This is a genomic window from Butyricicoccus sp. AM27-36, from assembly GCF_003480945.1.
In the GTDB taxonomy this organism is placed as follows: Bacteria; Bacillota; Clostridia; order Oscillospirales; family Butyricicoccaceae; genus Agathobaculum; species Agathobaculum butyriciproducens.
In genome coordinates, this window is record NZ_QUJR01000004.1 from 76,015 (window position 1) to 92,969 (window position 16,955).

Sequence of the window (16,955 nt, forward strand, 5' to 3'; positions counted from 1 at the left end):
CCCTCGATTCAAAGGACAAGTCCTTTGAATCGAAAAAGCCGCAGGCTTTTAGCCCTGTACTGCAACTACTTCTACTTCTACCTTAGCGCCGAGCGGCAGAGCAGCTACTTCAACGCAGGAACGAGCCGGAGCGCCTTCCGGGAAGTACTTAGCGTACACGCTGTTGAATGCTGCAAAGTCGTTGATGTCGGACAGGAAGCAGGTGGTCTTGACAACACGGTCAAAGCCTACGCCGCCCTGTGCCAGAACGCACTGCAGGTTCTTCATAACCTGCTCGGTCTGCTCCTCGATGGTGGTCGCTACGATCTTGCCCTCCTTCGGGTCGATCGGAACCTGACCGGAGGTAAATACGAAACCGTTTGCAGCGATTGCCTGAGAGTACGGGCCTACGGCTGCCGGTGCGAGATCAGTGTGCAGAACTTCCTTGATAGCCATGGTGGGAATTCTCCTTTATATATCTTTATTTTTTGAAAACGATGTGAAATTACTTCTTGCCGCCCTTGGTCTTTTTCAGACGCTCGGTGTTGGACAGAACGCGCTTGCGCATACGGATGCTCTCCGGGGTGATCTCAAGCAGCTCATCGTCGGAGATAAACTCGAGTGCCGCCTCGATGGACATCTGGCGCGGCGGGATCAGGCGCAGCGCATCATCCGAGCCGGATGCACGCATGTTGGTCAGCTGCTTCTTCTTGCAGACGTTTACAGCCATGTCCTCGCCACGCGGATTCTCGCCAACGATCATGCCTTCGTATACCATCGTGCCGGGGCCGATGAACAGCGGGCCGCGATCCTGTGCGTTGAACAGGCCATAGCCGACAGCCTCGCCGGCCTCAAACGCGATCAGAGAACCAGTGGTGCGCTTCTGGATATCGCCCTTATACGGCTGATAGCTGTTGAATACGGAGGACATAACGCCCTCGCCCTTGGTATCGGTCAGGAACTCGGTACGGTAGCCGAACAGGCCGCGCGCCGGAATGATGAACTCGAGGCGCATACGGTCGGTGCCCTTCGGGTTCATGGAAACCAGCTCGCCCTTGCGGGAGCCCATCTTCTCCATGATCGCGCCGACAGCATCCGCCGGAACGTCTGCGATCATGCGCTCCATCGGCTCGCAGGTCTTGCCGTCAATCTCCTTGAGCAGCGCCTTCGGTGCGCCAACCTGGAACTCGTAGCCCTCACGGCGCAGATTCTCGATCAGAATGGACAGGTGCATCTCACCACGGCCGCAAACGCGGAATGCATCGGTGGTGTCGGTCTCGTTAACGCGCAGGGATACGTCCTTGAGCAGCTCACGGAACAGACGCTCACGCAGGTGACGGGAGGTAACAAACTTGCCTTCCTTGCCGGCAAACGGAGAGTCGTTTACCATAAAGGTCATCTCAACGGTCGGCTCGGAAATCTTAACGAACGGCAGAGCCTCAACGTGCTCGGGGTCGCACAGGGTCTCACCGATGGTAACGCCTTCGATGCCGGAGAAGCAAACGATCTCGCCTGCCTGTGCCTCCTCGATCGGCTGACGGCCCAGCTCCTCGATGGAGTACAGGGTAACCAGCTTCGCGTTGTACGGCTTGGTGTTGCCGTGGTAGTCGCAGACGGTAACCTGCTGACCTACCTTCATCGAGCCGCGCTCGATACGGCCGATGCCGATACGGCCAACGTACTCGTTGTAGTCGATAGAAGAAACAAGCATCTGGGTCGGGCCTTCGGTGTCAACCTGCGGTGCCGGAATGTGCTCGAGGATCTGCTCGAACAGCGGGGTCAGATCCTTGCCCTCCACGTTCGGGGACATGGAAGCGGTGCCTGCACGGCCGGAGCAGTAAACGATCGGGCTGTCCAGCTGCTCGTCGGTCGCATCAAGGTTGAGCAGCAGCTCGAGGACCTCGTCGCCGATCTCGTTGAGACGAGCGTCCGGACGGTCGATCTTGTTGATCGCAATGATGATCTTGTGCCCGAACTCCAGTGCCTTCTGCAGCACGAAACGGGTCTGCGGCATCGGGCCTTCTGCTGCGTCAACCAGCAGAACAACGCCGTCTACCATCTTGAGGATACGCTCTACCTCGCCGGAGAAGTCGGCGTGGCCCGGGGTATCTACAATGTTGATCTTTACGCCCTTGTAATGTACAGAGGTGTTCTTTGCCAGAATGGTAATGCCGCGCTCACGCTCGATGTCGCCCGAGTCCATGACACGCTCCTCTACCACCTGATTTTCGCGGAAAGCGCCAGCCTGCTTGAGCATCTGATCGACCAGAGTGGTCTTGCCATGGTCAACGTGCGCAATGATGGCGATGTTGCGTAAATCGTTACGGATCATATATTCTATTCCTCCATCAGCGGGATTATTTTCGTACAGAATTTATTATACCCGTTTTTTCGTTCATTTTCCACCTATTTTATCGTCAAAATTACGGCGATATATCCGCTCTAAATTGTAAAATATTTTGCTAACTGAGAAAAATTCCGCTCAGGATACAGTTGACGCAGACAGGCTGCTGCCGTACAATGAAGAAAAGACGCAAGCCTGATAAAAGGAAGGAGAATCTCTATGAACAAAATCGGAAAGGCAATGCTCTGCACCGCGCTCACCGGTGCGATAGCAGTCGGAGCCGCAGGCGCGGCTGACCTCGGCACGCTTTCGCCGCAGGGTGCAAAGGCGTATCTGAATCAGATCACCACCCTGCAGAACAAGTACGGCAAGGCTGCCGCCCGCACGGATGACGGCTTTCAGGGACTGCTGACCGGTCTGTCGATGGCAAAGCTGGTGGATATGGACGGCGACACGATTCCGGAGTTGTACTGCGCTGCCGCTCACCAAGGACAGCATATGTACTCATATGCAGACGGCAAAATCTATGAACTTATAATCCCGAAAGGCGTGATCAACTTCGGTACGGATGTTTCGCCGTGCACCCAGTTTTACGTTGGCAAAGACAAGGCGTATCTGGTCTCCGGTCAGGAAGTGATGAATAACAATCCGGTCACCTTCTGGACCAAACAGGGCGATAAAGCCGTTGTGGTCCTCACTTACACGGACGGCTTCGACTGGGATGCCGAGACACCGACACCAGTCAAAACCATCAACGGTCAGTCCGTTACCGCAGAGGAATTTTCCTCCGCTATCCTCGACTTCACCGACGATATGGACGAGCAGTATTACTCCTTCTGGGAAAGTCCTTACAACAGCGACCGTGCGCTGTCTCCGCGTGCGGCTCTGCAGGATACCATCGCTTCTTTGCGCCGCCTGACCAACCCGACCGCAAAGGTTTCCACCCACAAGGTAACGCTCAACGGCGAGTCGGCAAAGCTTGGCGCGTACACCATCAACGGCAGCAACTACTTCAAGCTGCGCGATCTTGCGAAAGCACTCGACGGTCTGAACACCAATTTTGAGGTCAAGTGGAACGCCGCACAGCAGCGCATCGACCTGACGAGCAGGACCGCTTATACCGCAGTCGGCGGCGAGCAGGCTGCCCTGCCCTCCGGCAATAAGGCCGCATCTCTCACGAACGCCTCCGTTTATCTGGACGGCAAGCCGCTGAATCTGACCGCCTATTCCATCGGCGGCAACAACTACTTCAAGCTGCGCGACCTTGGCGACGCCCTCGGCTTCGGCGTGGATTGGAACGCGAACACCATGACTATGATCTTGACTGTGAAATAAAAAACACGCTGCACACAGCAAAAAGCCACCGTTTCAAAGAAACGGTGGCTTTTTCATGCTCAAAACGAAATCTTACTGATTTGCTTCGATGTAGTTTACGATGTCGCCGATGGTGCTCATCTTAGCAGCTTCCTCGTCGGAAATCGTTACGCCGAAGTTCTCCTCGAGGTCCATCATCAGCTCTACAACGTCCAGAGAATCTGCGTTCAGATCCTCCTTGACCTTGGTGTCCATGGTCATGGTGGAAGCGTCAGCGTCAAACTTGTCTGCCAGGATCTCACATACCTTTTCAAACATGGGATTTACACTCCTTCATTACTTTCTTGATTTATTGTTCTGAAAACTCCGACTCTGCGGAATTTTTCATACCGTTTCTGCAGCATCGTGTCGATGTCCGGCTCAGCATCCAGCTCGGCAAGCTGGTCGCGCAGCGTGCGCGCCACATTGCGGATAAGCTGTGCGGAGGATGTGCCCTCCTGAATGATGCCTTCGATCATACCGAAGCTGTACAGGTCCTGCGCGGTGATATGCAGCGTGTCCGCTGCCTCCGCCTCGCGCTTGGGGTCCTTCCAGAGAATGGACGCGCAGCCGCGCGGCGAAATAACCGAATACAGGGCGTTCTCGAGCATGAGCACACGGTCTGCCACCGCCAGCGCCAGTGCGCCGCCGGAGCCGCCCTCACCCGTCACGATAGAGATAACAGGCGTTTTCAGCTCGATAAACTCATACAAACAGCGGGCAATGGCCTCGCCCTGACCGCGTTCCTCAGCGCCTACGCCACAGAACGCGCCGCCGGTGTCAACAAAGTTGATGACCGGGCGGTGGAATTTCTCCGCCTGATGTGCGAGACGCAGGGCCTTTCGATAGCCCTCCGGGTGCGCCATACCGAAGTTGGCGTCCATATTCTGCTCAATGGTGCGGCCCTTGCGGTGGCCGATTACCGTCACCGGTGTGCCGTTGAAGTAGCCAACGCCGCCGAGGATGGCATGGTCGTCCGAAAAATAGCGGTCGCCGTGCAGCTCGGTGAAATCGGTGAACAGCTCATTGATATAGTCCGTGAGCATCGGACGCTTGGTATCGTGAATGATACGCATTTTTTCACTTGCGGGTTTGTTAATCACGACGCCACACCTGCCATTTCTTGGACTTGGAGCCGCAGTGCAGCTTCAAGAGTTTTTCCAGCGTTTCTCTGAGTTGATTACGCGGAACTATTTTATCACAGAAACCGTGCGATAGCAAGAACTCCGAGGACTGAAAATCGTCCGGGAGGGTTTGGCCGATGGTTCCCTCGATAACACGGCGGCCGGCAAAGCCGATGGTCGTGCGCGGCTCCGCGAGGATAATATCGCCCAGCATGGCGAACGACGCGGTAACGCCGCCCGTGGTCGGGTCGGTCAGCACGGTGATATACAGCAGTCCGGCATCCGAGTGACGGCGCGCCGCCGCGGACACCTTTGCCATCTGCAGCAGCGAAAACATGCCCTCCTGCATGCGCGCACCGCCGGAGCAGGTGAACAGCACGACAGGCAGACCCTTTTCGGTCGCGTACTCGAACAGACGGGTCAGCTTTTCACCGACGACCGAACCCATAGACGCCATCATGAAATGGCTGTCCATCACGCCGATCGCGGTCTCCACGCCGCCGATCTTACACACGCCGGTCTTGACCGCGTCCGGCATGCCGACCTTTTCAGCCAGCACTGCCGTTTTCTCTGCGTATCCCGGGAAGTGGATCGGGTCCGCCGGTGCCAGATTTGCGTACAGCTCCTCAAAGCTGTCCTTATCCGCGATCTGACGGATGCGCGTGCGCGCGAGCAGTCGTCCGTATCGTCCGCAGTGCGGGCACACATACAGATTCTTGCCGTAGGCATACGCCTTCAGTTCTGCGCCGCAGCCCTTGCAGGTTACAACCTTGGCCGCTTCGTCCTCCTGCGGTTTCATTTCCATAGAGGTCTCGCGTGTTTTTTGAAACAGGTCGATCAGACCCATGCGTAACTCCCCTTTCGTTTGGAGGCAGTACCGCACGATTGGCCTTCGGCGCTTTGCGGCTGTTTTGCCCCCTGGTTTTGTTGCGTACTTTTGCAATACAGCGTACTGCTGCAAGTCCGCGCCGCACCAGTGAACAAAACATCTCGCAAATCGCTCTTGTCCAACCGTGCGGTACTGCCTTTGAAATCCTTCGGATTACAAAAACTTCGCTTTTCAAAATACGCTGATTTTGTAAGACCTTCGGATTCAACTATACTTATGCTAAATCTATTATACCATAATAATTGATTTAGTCAAAATCGCCGTTTGCGATGGAATTAACATTAAAGTTTGCTTCCACAAACGCCTTCGAGCACAGGATGTGCATCTGATAGTCGGTTGCGGTCACAACACCCTCAAACAGCATCTCCGCGAGGGCGCGGCGCATGCGAACGATAGCCTGCTCACGGTCGGCGCCATAGACGATCAGCTTGCCGATCATGGAATCGTAGAACGGCGGAATCTTATAGCCCTGATAAGCCGCAGAATCCACGCGCACACCGGGACCGCCCGGCAGATGCAAGGACACCAGCGTGCCCGGACAGGGTGCAAAGTTTCTCGACGGGTCCTCCGCGTTGATGCGGCACTCGATGGCGTGACCGCGGATGGTCAGATCCTCCTGCCGGAAGGACAGCGCCTCGCCTGCCGCCACGCGAAGCTGCTCGCAGACCAGATCTACGCCGGTGACCTCCTCGGTGACCGGGTGCTCGACCTGAATGCGAGTGTTCATCTCGCAGAAGTAGAAATTGCGGTCGTTATCGACCAGAAATTCGATCGTACCCGCGTTTCGGTAGCCGACACGCTTTGCCAGCGCAACAGCCGCCGTGGTCATCTTCTCGCGCAGCTCGGGCGTGACGAAAGCCGACGGACTTTCCTCGATCAGCTTCTGGTGGCGGCGCTGCACCGAGCACTCACGCTCGAACAGGTGCACCACGTTGCCGTAGTTATCGCCCAGAATCTGCACCTCGATATGGCGCGGATTGTGAATATATTTTTCCATGTACAGGCGGCCGTCACCGAAGTTGGCGATAGCCTCTGCAGAGGCGCTGTCGTACGCGTCCTTGAGGTCCTTGACGCTCTCCGCCACGCGGATGCCCTTGCCGCCGCCGCCGGATGCCGCCTTGAGCATGACCGGATAGCCAATGCGCTCGGCCTCGGAGATGGCTTCGTCAAAATCGCGCAGCGGACCGTCCGTGCCGAGCGCGACCGGAACGCCTGCGGCGATCGCGTTGCGCTTTGCCTCGGATTTGTCGCCCATCAGGCGGATGGTTGCCGCAGTCGGGCCGATAAACGCCAGACCGGCCTGCGTGATGCGCTCGGCAAAATCCGGATTCTCGGACAGGAAGCCGAAGCCCGGATGAATGGCCTGACAGCCGGAAGCCAGCGCCGCCGAAATGATATTATCCATATTCAGGTAGCTGTCCGCCGCACGGGCCGGACCGATGCAGACCGCTTCGTCCGCGATCTGCGCGTGCAGCGCTTCGCGGTCAGCCTCGGAGTAAACGGCCACCGAGATAATGCCTAAATCACGGCAGGCCTGAATAATGCGGACCGCAATCTCGCCGCGGTTCGCAATGAGTACCTTCTGAAACATTCGATTAGCTCTCTCCCGCCTCAGTCATTGATGACCATGCATTTGATCTCCGCTTCGGCGGCCTTCTCGTCCCCAACCCAGGCAACGCCCTCGGCTACTGCCATCGGGCCGCGGCGCTTGGTGAAGGTGACTTCCAGACGAAGGGTATCGCCCGGCTTTGCCATTGCACGGAATTTCGCCTTGTCAATGCCGGTGTAGACCGCAGTCTTGCCCTTGAATTCGGGCAGGGACAGCAGCGCTACGCCGCCTGCCTGTGCGAGCGCCTCCAGACGGAACACTGCGGGCATGATCGGGTTGCCCGGAAAGTGGCCCTGGAAGAAGAACTCGTCACCGGTCAGGTGCAGCGCACCGACTACATGGTTCTCGTCCATTTCGAGGATCTCGTCCACCAGAAGCATCGGCGGACGGTGCGGAAGGATCTCCATGATCTGTTCTTTGTTCAGCATATTATAATCCCTCTCAATCTAAAAAGCAAGATAATTACCGCAAAACTACAGTTTTGCCGGTAATAGGAACGGATCGTGGACCGTTCCCAAGTCGTACGAAAGTTCCTCCCGTCGGTCGAAACTTTCTCCCTCTATCGGTATAAAAACGGTGATACTTGCTCCCCGTTTTTATGAATTTGCTATGCAAATTCTATTGAATCCGCGCTGATGCGCGGCAGATGCTTACGTCTTACTCAATAACACAAAGGACTTGGTTATACTCCACCATATCGCCCGGCTGCGCCATAATGCGGATGATCTTGCCGTCGCACGGTGCCTTGATCTCGTTCATGATCTTCATCGCCTCGATGATACAGAGGGTATCGCCCTCCTTCACCTGCTGACCGACCAGCACAAACGGCGGTTCGTCCGGAGACGGAGAAGAATAAAACGTGCCGACCAACGGGCTCTTCACCTGCGTGCCTGCCGGAAGCTGCTCCTCTGCCGCCGGTGCCGCGTCTGCGCTCTCCGCTGCGGGTGCTGCCGCCGACGCCGCTGCCGGTGCCGCCGCTGCTACCGATGCTGCAGCGATCACGGGAGCCGGTTCAGCTGCCTTAATCTTGATTTTTACGTCATCCAGTTCGAGCTCGACCTCGCCCAGCTTTTTTGCAGCCAGCGCGTCCATCAGCTCAAGCGCGATGTCTTTCAATTCTTTGATGTCCATTTTTATACCTTCTTGATCAGGATGCAGGCGTTGTGGCCGCCAAAGCCGAGCGAGTTGGAGATGGCAACATTGATTGGCATCTCAACCGCCTTGTTCGGAGTGATATCCAGATCGCACTCCGGATCCGGCTCCTTGTAGCCGATAGTCGGCGGTACAATGCCCTCGCGGATTGCCATAACGCAGGCAATGGCCTCAACCGCAGCCGCGCCGCCCAGCAGATGGCCGGTCATGGACTTGGTGGAGGATACCTTCACGTTGTAAGCCTCCTCGCCAAACGCCTTCTTGATGGCAATGGTCTCATACTTTTCATTCAGCGGCGTGGAGGTGCCGTGCGCGTTGATATAGTCAACGTCAGCCGGGGTCAGACCGGCATCCTCAATGGCACCGCGGATAGCGTGTGCAGCCGCATCGCCGTCCGGAGACGGGCTGGTGATGTGGTAAGCGTCGCCGGAGGCACCGTAGCCTGCCACCTCTGCCAGAATGGTCGCGCCGCGCTGCTGTGCGTGCGTCAGGCTCTCAAGTACGAGACAGCCTGCGCCTTCGCCCATGACAAAGCCGGAACGGCGTGCGTCAAACGGGATGGAAGCCGCCGTCGGGTCCTCGCCCATGTGAACGGCCTTCATGTTCTGGAAGCCTGCCATCGAGATCGGGATAATGCCGTTCTCGGTGCCGCCGCAGACAACAACATCCTGATAGCCGTGGCGGATGGCGCGCATTGCCTCACCGATGGAGTGGTTGCCGGTCGCGCACGCGGAGACCGGGCAGAAATTCTCGCCCTTGAAGCCGAAGTGCATGGAGATATACGCCGCCGCGATGTTGGCGATCATCTCCGGGATAGCGAACGGCGAAACGCGGCCGGGACCCTTTTCGAGCAGCTTCGGGACCTCCTGCTCTGCAACGTGCAGACCGCCTACGCCCGAGCCAAAGATAACGCCCGTGCGATAGGGATCGAAATTGCCTTCCTTGAGGCCTGCCTGCTCGACAGCCTGCACCGCTGCCGCCATTGCGTAATGCACATTTGCGTCTGCGCGGCGCGCCTCACGCTTCTCCATATACTGGGTCGGGTCGAAATTCTTGACCTCTGCACCCAGCTTTACCTTAAAATCGGATACATCAAACTTGGTGATGGGACCGATGCCGCACTTGCCGGTCTTGAGCGACTCCCAAAACGACGGCACATCGTTGCCGACCGGAGTGATGGCACCCATGCCGGTGATTACTACACGTTCCATATATTTGCTCCTTCATTCCAATATCACGCATTTATCTAATCGCAATTTTTATTCCACGCAGCAAAAAGGTATCACCGGATAATTCGGCAAGAGCAATTTGCGCAGGAATTTTGCGTTCTGATTAGGCGCGGGTTTGCAGCAATACTTTGTGTATTGCAAAAAGCGCAGCAGTGCGGCCGGAGCCTGCACAAGAAACTGCGGCCGGCATCAGAGCGGAAAATTACCGCAAAGTGCCGCAGGCGAATTGTCCGGTGATGCCTTAATAAAGTCCGCCGTCAGCGATGATCGTCTGGCCGGAAATATAGCTTGCAGCGTCGGAGGCCAGAAAGGCAACCACGCCTGCGATCTCCTCCGGCTTGCCGAAACGGCCGAGCGCGATCTGCTTCTTGGCGTTCTCGCGGATGTCCTCGGGCACCTTGTCGCTCATCTCGGTGGCGATCCAGCCCGGAGCGACTGCGTTTACTGTAATGCCGCGCGCACCCAGCTCCTTGGCGGCGGTCTTGGTCATGCCGACCATACCCGCCTTGGCAGCAGTGTAGTTGATCTGGCCGTAGTTTCCGGTGAACGCCGAAACCGAGGTGATGTTGATGATACGGCCCTGCTTGGCGCGCATCATCATCGCACCGCACAGGCTGAGCATGTTGAATGCGCCCTTGAGGTTGGTGCGGATAACGTCGTCGAACTGGTCCTCCTTCATGCGGACCATCAGGCCGTCGCGGGTGATGCCCGCATTGTTGACGAGAACGAACGGTACGCCGATCTCTTCCTTAATTTCCTTGAGCGCGGTGCTGCAGGCGTCATAGTCCGCAACATCCCACTTCTTCACATAAGCGTTGACGCCGTGCGCGCGGCACTTCTCCGCCACAGCCTCAGCCTTTTCGACCGAGGACGCACAGTTGATGAGGACGTCAAAGCCGTCCTGCGCCAGCTTTTCCGCGATCGCCGCGCCAATGCCGCGGGAACCGCCGGTTACGATTGCTAAGCTCATTGTTTACTCCATTCTATAGACAGGCAGGAGTGAGGAGTTTTCGTGTCTCTTCACTCTCCGCTTATTCAAATCTCTTGTAAGCGTTCTTCAGAAGGTCCTCCGCCTGCGCGGTCATGCCCTTGAGGATCTCCTCGCACGGATGCAGCTCCTTGAGCATACCCGCAATCTGACCGGACATAAAGGTGCCCTCCTCATAGTTGCCGTCCTGCACGGCCTTGCGCAGCGAACCGGCGGTTGCCTTCTCAAGCTCCTCAAGGGAGGCATCGGTGTTCTGCTTCTCCAGCTCGAGGCACTTGCGCGCCATCGGGGTCTTGAGCGAACGCACCGGATGACCGGACGGACGACCGGTAACAACGGTCGAAATGTCGGTTGCCTTGAGGACGAGTTCCTTGTACTTTTCCGAGATCTGACACTCCGGTGTTGCAAGGAAGATCGTGCCGCACTGTACGCCTTCGGCGCCAAGCATCATGGCAGCTGCCATGCCGCGGCCGTCTGCAATGCCGCCTGCGGCGATGACCGGAATGCTCAGTGCGTCTACAACCTGCGGAACGAGCGGCATGGTAGTCAGCTCACCGATGTGGCCGCCGCCTTCCATACCCTCTGCGATAACCGCATCTGCACCTGCGCGCTCCATGCGCTTTGCCAGTGCAACCGAAGCAACGACCGGCATAACCTTAATGCCTGCGTTCTTCCAGTCCGCGATATACTTGCCCGGATTGCCTGCGCCGGTGGTCAGCACTTCGATCTTCTCGTCGATGGCCAGCTGTGCCAGATCGTCCGCATTCGGGGAGAGCAGCATGATGTTCATACCGAGCGGCTTGTCCGTGATGGCACGCGCCTTATGGATCTCCTCACGGATGTAATCGACCGGAGCCGCGCCGCCCGCGATAATGCCCAGACCGCCTGCCTTGGAAACCGCAGCAGCCAGATGGTGCTCCGCGATCCACGCCATAGCGCCCTGCACGATCGGATATTCGATACCGAGAAGTTCTGTGATCTTGGTTTTCATAGGTTTGTTCTCCCCTTTTTAATAGGTAGTAAATTATTATAACATATTTTAACGCAAATAATAGACAGCGTGCATATTTTAGACAATTCACCTTAAATTTGTCTAACAGATAATGCCGGACGGCTGCAAGAACCGTCCGGATTTATCCAATATTATAGTTTAATCACAAATGCGCCATAAGTCAAGCCTCCGCCGAAACCGGTGCAGACAATAGTCTGACCCTCCTTCAGCAGGCCGTTTTTACGCATTTCGTTCAGGCAGATCGGCACGCTTGCCGACGAGGTATTGCCGAAACGATCCATATTGACGTAAATTTTCTCCTTCGGCAGATGGTATCTGCGTGCAATAACATCCAGAATACGCAGATTCGCCTGATGCGGCACCACCCAGTCGATTTCCTCTGCGGTGACGCCTGCCCGCTTGAGCGCGGTGTCGATCGCAAGCGGTACGGCTCTTGCGGTAAAGCGCACGACCGGTGCACCCTGCATTTTCAGGAAACGCGCCTTCGGGTCCACCGTGCGGTCGCCGGAAAGCGGATCCTCGACCGGCAGGGCTTCCATGTGCAGGTACTCTGCACCCGAGCCGTCTGCCGCGGTGAAGGTAGACAGAATGCCGACTGTTTCGTCCTCGGTCGCCTGATAAACGGCTGCAGCGGCACCGTCGCCGAACAGAATGCAGGTCGAGCGGTCGGTGTAGTCCACGATGCGCGAAAGCGTTTCCGCCGAGACAACCAGTACGGTCTTTGCCTTGCCGGATTTAATGTAGCTGTCCGCAATGTCGGTCGCGGAGACAAAGCCGGTGCAGGCGTTGTTGATGTCGAACGCGCCGACCTGACGCGCACCCAGCTTGTCCTGCAGGATAGACGCCGTATTCGGCGTGTTGGTATCCGGCGAGCAGGTGCTGACGAGAATGAGGTCCAGCTCCTCTGCGGTGATGCCTGCGTCCGCGAGTGCGTCCTGTGCGGCACCGAGCGCCAGCTCCCATGTATGTGTATTCTTTGCGATGCGGCGTTCGCGCACACCGGTGCGCTGCACGATCCACTCATCGTTTGTATCGACCATTTTTTCCAGCATGGCGTTGGTCAGGACAAAATCCGGAATGCAGGCGCCCGTGCCGATCAGTTTACTGTTGATGATTTCCACGCTCCTAAAAAGTCCAAATCGCTCTCCCAAAAAGCGTGGAAAAGCGACAATAGTTAGATTGACAAAGTATTCTCCGACTATTATAATAAAAGCACAGTAAATTGTCAAGACAGACCGTTATTATTTAGCAACACTTTGTGTGAAGAATATCTATTAAAATACGGTGCTGTCAGCGTTTGATTATTATTTTGGAGGAACGAAACGTGAACTACGGTTTTGCATTTTTCCCGGGTCAGGGCGCACAGGCCCCCGGCATGGGCAAGGATCTTTATGAGAACTCGCAGGCTGCCAAGCTGGTTTTTGAGGAAGCAAGCGAAGGCGCCGGTCTGGATGTAGCCAAGCTGTGCTTTGAGAGCGACAAGGCAACGCTCTCCCGCACGGAGAACAGCCAGATTGCAATTTTCACCCATTCCATGGCAGCCTGGGCTGCACTGAAGGAAGCAGGCGTGGAATTCAAAGCAGCGGCAGGCTTCTCGCTCGGTGAATACACCGCACTGGCGGCTGCAGGCGTTGTTTCCCTCGCAGACGGCGTGAAGATCGTTTCCATGCGCGGCAAGCTGATGCAGCAGGCAGCAGACTCGATCGACGGCGGCATGGCGGCTATCCTCGGACTGGAGGACAGCGTAATTGAAGGAGCCTGCGCGAAGGTGACCTCCGGCGTGGTTCGTCCGGTAAACTACAACTGCCCGGGTCAGCTGGTTATCGCAGGTGAAAAGGCGGCTCTCGCAGAGGCGATCGAAAACTGCAAGGCTGCAGGCGCACGCCGTGCGCTCCCGCTTGCTGTATCCGGTGCATTCCACACCCCGCTGATGGCAAAGGCTGCCGCAGAGCTGCGCGCTTACGTTGCGGACTTTACCTTCTCCGCACCAAAGATGGATATTTACTCCAACCTCGACGGCAAGGTTTACGACTGCTCCGACCTGCCGGCACACCTCGAGCAGCACATGATCTCTCCGGTTCGCTGGACGCAGCTGGTGAAGAACGGCATGGCTGCCGGTCTGACCTCGGCGTGCGAGATCGGTCCGGGCAAGACGCTGACCGGCTTCGCGGGCAAGATCAGCAAGGAGCTGACCTGCAAGACCGTGCAGGATATGGCAGGCGTGCAGGCTGCAGCCGAATGATTTTCGACCGAAAACGCATAGAGACAGTAAAAAGGCACCTCATTGAGGTGCCTTTTGTTATCCCAGAAAACCCAAATGCTCCAGCAGGATTTTGAGACCCATCAGGATCAGCACGATACCGCCGAACAGCTCTGCGCGGGACTTGTACTTTGTGCCGAACACATGGCCGATCTTCACGCCGATGCACGACAGCACAAACGTGGTTGCACCGATGAACGACACCGCCGGAACGATATCGACCTGCAGGAATGCAAACGTCACGCCGACCGCAAGCGCATCAATGCTCGTGGCAACCGCAAGCGGCAGCATGGTCATAAAGCGGAACGAATCGCTGACGCTTTCGTCATCGTGCTCGCGCGACTCGCGCACCATGTTTGCGCCGATAAGCCCCAGCAGCACGAAGGCGATCCAGTGATCAATGCTCGTGATGAGCGACTGAAAGCGCACGCCGAGTGCAAAGCCGATGAGCGGCATTAAAAGCTGAAAGCCGCCGAAATACAGTCCGCAGATAACCGCGTGCTTAGCCTTGAGCGTGCGCACGCTCAGTCCCTTGCAGACAGACACCGCGAACGCATCCATCGACAGACCGACTGCGATCAAAAATAACTCCAATAAACCCATTTTCTTGTCCTCCTCAGTCGTTTATCCGGCGGAAAACAGGCACAAAAAAAGACCCATCTGCCGCGTAGAACAGATAAGTCTCGTCATTTCATGCAAAACCAGAGGAGCGTCCTCCCCAGTATGTTGGCTCTGCCGCGCGGCGGAACGCTCCGCGCCGACTACTCCCTTATTGCGATTTATCTTAGCATATGCGCAGCCGAAAGTCAATATGCGGGCAAAATTGTTGCTCTATGCAAACCGAAAAGCCGATACGGAAACGGCGGCACAGGCTGTCCAGTGTGCCCGAACCGCGCAGGCGGTTCGCCCTGTCCGGGCGGGGAGCTTTGCCGTGAACCACAGCGGGGAATTGCCGCTACGCGCGGCAGGCGCACAAGAGGGTAGACAACCTGCGGTTTTCCACCCTCTTGTGAATCTCCCCTTTTCCCTACTACCTTGGGTGCAGACGGTAGACTGCGTAAGCAGGAAAAGGACGCGGCAGTCGGGTTACCTCAGCGTGTCTTTCTCCGCCTTTTCGCAGTTCACAGACAGCGTACTGCTACACATGCGGGTTAATCAACGCAGAGTGCGGCACAAGGTGAATTGCCCAAAGGGCAAGAGAGGGTCCTCTGGAGGATGACAGTGCCGCACAACTCGTAAGTCTGGAGTTTGCGGACAGCACCTACGGATTAGGCGTTCGGTGCAATTTATCCTCGCAGGTGCCGTGCGTTACAACGTGCCAAGGATTTGCGCGACACGGGTATGTCGCGCCTGCGTAGAGTTAATCTTATGTGTAGCAGTACGGTCTCCGACACTGCGAATAGGTTGCGAAAGATGCGGAAGAAAAAATCCTCTGCCGTTCCCTTTTTTCGCAGCGGTCACATGTCGGCAATCTGCGCCAGACCCTCCAAGGGAAAGGGGTGATTCATAAGAGGGTGGAAACCGCAGGTGTCTACCCTCTTGTGCCCCCGCCGGGTAGGCGCATTTTCCGACGTTTTCCCTTGTGCAATGACGCAAAATGCGCTATACTTATTTTATATGACTTGAAAAAAGAGGTTACAGCAATGAAACTCCAAACCAGACTGGCGGTGCTGGTGTGCAAGGCATCGGGCGCTGTTCTGCGCAAGCTGGGACGCGGCGGCACCAACCTGCCGGGCAAGCTGGCGCTGAAAATTGATAAAAATATTCTGGGTGAGCTGTCGCGCGGCGTAAAGGTCACGGTCGTGACCGGCACGAACGGCAAGACCACCACCTCCCGCATGATCGAGCAGGCGTTTGCCGATGCGGGACTCAAATATTTCTCCAACAAGTCGGGCGCGAACCTGCTGACCGGCATCATCGCGGTATTTGCACAGCATTCCACGCTGTCCGGCAAATGCCCGTACACGCACGCGCTCATCGAATGCGACGAGGCGGCCTTCCGCAAAACGAGTGAATACCTGCCGGTCGAATGTCTGGTCGTCAACAACATTTTCCGCGACCAGCTTGACCGCTACGGCGAAATTACGCACACGCTCAACGCCATCCGCGAGGGCATTACGCATGTGCCGAATGCAACGCTCTGCCTGAACGCGGACTGTTCGCTCACCGCTTCCCTTGCGGGCAGCGTGCCGAACAAGATCGTCTGGTTCGGCGTGAATGTCCCGATCTACAAGGAGACCGCGCACGAGCTGTCCGACGCGCCGTACTGCATCCACTGCAAGACCGAATATGAGTACGATTACATCACCTACGGTCATCTCGGCGGCTTCCGCTGCCCGAAGTGCGGCTACCACCGCCAGACACCGCAGGTTGCTGTCACCAAGGTGCTCGCCACCGGCGCGGACTCGTCCGACATCATACTGGACATCTTCGGTCACGAGCACGAGGTACACGTCAACCTGCCGGGCGGCTACAACATCTACAACGCCGCTGCAGAGGCCGCTGTCGCGCATGTTGTCGGCATTGAGGAGCAGACTGCGGTCAGCGCGCTTTCTCAGTTTGAGTGCGGCTTCGGCCGTGCCGAGCAGTTCAAGCTCGGTCAGGCGCAGGCGCGCATGATGCTGGTAAAGAATCCCGCCGGCTTCAATCAGGTCATCAACCTGATCGCGCACGACGAGGGCAATTACAAGCTGGCGTTCCTGCTCAACGACCGCTTCGCGGACGGCACGGACATCAGCTGGATCTGGGACGTGGATTTTGAGGCACTCGCCGACCAGCAGGTGCGCTTTACACGCGTACTGGTTTCCAGCGTGCGTGCGGATGATATGGCGCTGCGTCTCAAGTATGCAGGCTTTGCACCCGAGCGTATCGAGGTTATCCGCGAGTACGACAAGCTGCTGACCGAGATCGGCTCGGATGAGACACCGGCATTCCTTATGCCGACATACACTGCCATGTTCGACCTGCGCGGTGAGATCAGCAAGCACACAGACGTTAAGGCGTTCTACGAATAAGG

At 56.9% G+C, this 16,955-nt stretch carries 16 protein-coding genes; 3 read left to right on the forward strand and 13 right to left on the reverse strand.

Annotation, left to right across the window (positions count from 1 at the left end):
- Window positions 1–48: 48 nt before the first annotated feature.
- Both DW724_RS06920 and typA read right to left on the reverse strand, forming a co-directional pair.
- Window positions 49–435, reverse strand: coding sequence for a RidA family protein (locus DW724_RS06920; protein ID WP_118761058.1), 387 nt, complete (start codon window positions 433–435; stop codon window positions 49–51).
- A gap of 49 nt (window positions 436–484) precedes the next feature.
- A complete protein-coding gene (typA, locus tag DW724_RS06925; protein ID WP_118478378.1) occupies window positions 485–2,311 on the reverse strand; it encodes a translational GTPase TypA in 1,827 nt (608 codons plus the stop codon).
- A 231-nt stretch (window positions 2,312–2,542) separates the two neighbouring features.
- Between typA and DW724_RS06930 the strand changes: the two genes are divergently transcribed.
- Complete coding sequence (locus DW724_RS06930) at window positions 2,543–3,658, forward strand: stalk domain-containing protein (RefSeq protein WP_118761059.1); 1,116 nt, start codon at window positions 2,543–2,545, stop codon at window positions 3,656–3,658.
- A 72-nt stretch (window positions 3,659–3,730) separates the two neighbouring features.
- Here DW724_RS06930 and acpP read toward each other — a convergent pair whose 3' ends face one another.
- The 10 genes from acpP to DW724_RS06980 all read right to left on the reverse strand — a co-directional run bounded on the left by acpP (window position 3,731) and on the right by DW724_RS06980 (window position 12,800).
- Complete coding sequence (gene acpP, locus DW724_RS06935; RefSeq protein WP_110435152.1) at window positions 3,731–3,955, reverse strand: acyl carrier protein; 225 nt, start codon at window positions 3,953–3,955, stop codon at window positions 3,731–3,733.
- A 5-nt stretch (window positions 3,956–3,960) separates the two neighbouring features.
- Window positions 3,961–4,752 (reverse strand): acetyl-CoA carboxylase carboxyltransferase subunit alpha, encoded by a 792-nt coding sequence (locus DW724_RS06940; RefSeq protein ID WP_118360857.1) that lies wholly within the window; start codon window positions 4,750–4,752, stop codon window positions 3,961–3,963.
- Window positions 4,753–4,771: 19 nt separating this feature from the next.
- Window positions 4,772–5,647, reverse strand: coding sequence for an acetyl-CoA carboxylase, carboxyltransferase subunit beta (gene accD, locus DW724_RS06945; protein ID WP_117488860.1), 876 nt, complete (start codon window positions 5,645–5,647; stop codon window positions 4,772–4,774).
- A gap of 289 nt (window positions 5,648–5,936) precedes the next feature.
- On the reverse strand, window positions 5,937–7,280 hold the full coding sequence (gene accC, locus DW724_RS06950) for an acetyl-CoA carboxylase biotin carboxylase subunit (protein WP_118761060.1): 1,344 nt from the start codon (window positions 7,278–7,280) through the stop codon (window positions 5,937–5,939).
- 20 nt (window positions 7,281–7,300) lie between these two features.
- Window positions 7,301–7,726 (reverse strand): 3-hydroxyacyl-ACP dehydratase FabZ, encoded by a 426-nt coding sequence (gene fabZ, locus DW724_RS06955; protein ID WP_199667351.1) that lies wholly within the window; start codon window positions 7,724–7,726, stop codon window positions 7,301–7,303.
- Window positions 7,727–7,955: 229 nt separating this feature from the next.
- Window positions 7,956–8,429: an acetyl-CoA carboxylase biotin carboxyl carrier protein gene (gene accB, locus DW724_RS06960; RefSeq protein ID WP_118647941.1), complete on the reverse strand. Its 474-nt coding sequence runs from the start codon at window positions 8,427–8,429 to the stop codon at window positions 7,956–7,958.
- A gap of 2 nt (window positions 8,430–8,431) precedes the next feature.
- Window positions 8,432–9,661, reverse strand: a complete 1,230-nt coding sequence (gene fabF, locus DW724_RS06965) for a beta-ketoacyl-ACP synthase II (protein WP_118761061.1) — start codon at window positions 9,659–9,661, stop codon at window positions 8,432–8,434.
- A gap of 259 nt (window positions 9,662–9,920) precedes the next feature.
- Window positions 9,921–10,649 (reverse strand): 3-oxoacyl-[acyl-carrier-protein] reductase, encoded by a 729-nt coding sequence (gene fabG, locus DW724_RS06970; protein ID WP_110435157.1) that lies wholly within the window; start codon window positions 10,647–10,649, stop codon window positions 9,921–9,923.
- A gap of 61 nt (window positions 10,650–10,710) precedes the next feature.
- Entirely contained in the window at window positions 10,711–11,658 is a 948-nt protein-coding gene (gene fabK / locus DW724_RS06975) for an enoyl-[acyl-carrier-protein] reductase FabK (RefSeq protein WP_118478368.1), read from the reverse strand.
- Window positions 11,659–11,810: 152 nt separating this feature from the next.
- Window positions 11,811–12,800, reverse strand: coding sequence for a beta-ketoacyl-ACP synthase III (locus DW724_RS06980; RefSeq protein WP_243022861.1), 990 nt, complete (start codon window positions 12,798–12,800; stop codon window positions 11,811–11,813).
- Window positions 12,801–13,003: 203 nt separating this feature from the next.
- Here DW724_RS06980 and fabD point away from each other — a divergent pair, with 203 nt between their 5' ends.
- On the forward strand, window positions 13,004–13,921 hold the full coding sequence (gene fabD, locus DW724_RS06985) for an ACP S-malonyltransferase (RefSeq protein WP_118761062.1): 918 nt from the start codon (window positions 13,004–13,006) through the stop codon (window positions 13,919–13,921).
- Window positions 13,922–13,978: 57 nt separating this feature from the next.
- On the opposite strand, the gene DW724_RS06990 is transcribed toward fabD, so the two are convergent.
- Window positions 13,979–14,542 carry a manganese efflux pump MntP gene (locus DW724_RS06990; protein ID WP_110435160.1) on the reverse strand — a complete coding sequence of 188 codons (564 nt, stop codon included), beginning with the start codon at window positions 14,540–14,542 and terminating at the stop codon, window positions 13,979–13,981.
- A gap of 1,040 nt (window positions 14,543–15,582) precedes the next feature.
- Here DW724_RS06990 and DW724_RS06995 point away from each other — a divergent pair.
- Complete coding sequence (locus DW724_RS06995) at window positions 15,583–16,953, forward strand: Mur ligase family protein (protein ID WP_118761063.1); 1,371 nt, start codon at window positions 15,583–15,585, stop codon at window positions 16,951–16,953.
- The last annotated feature ends 2 nt before the right edge of the window (window positions 16,954–16,955 follow it).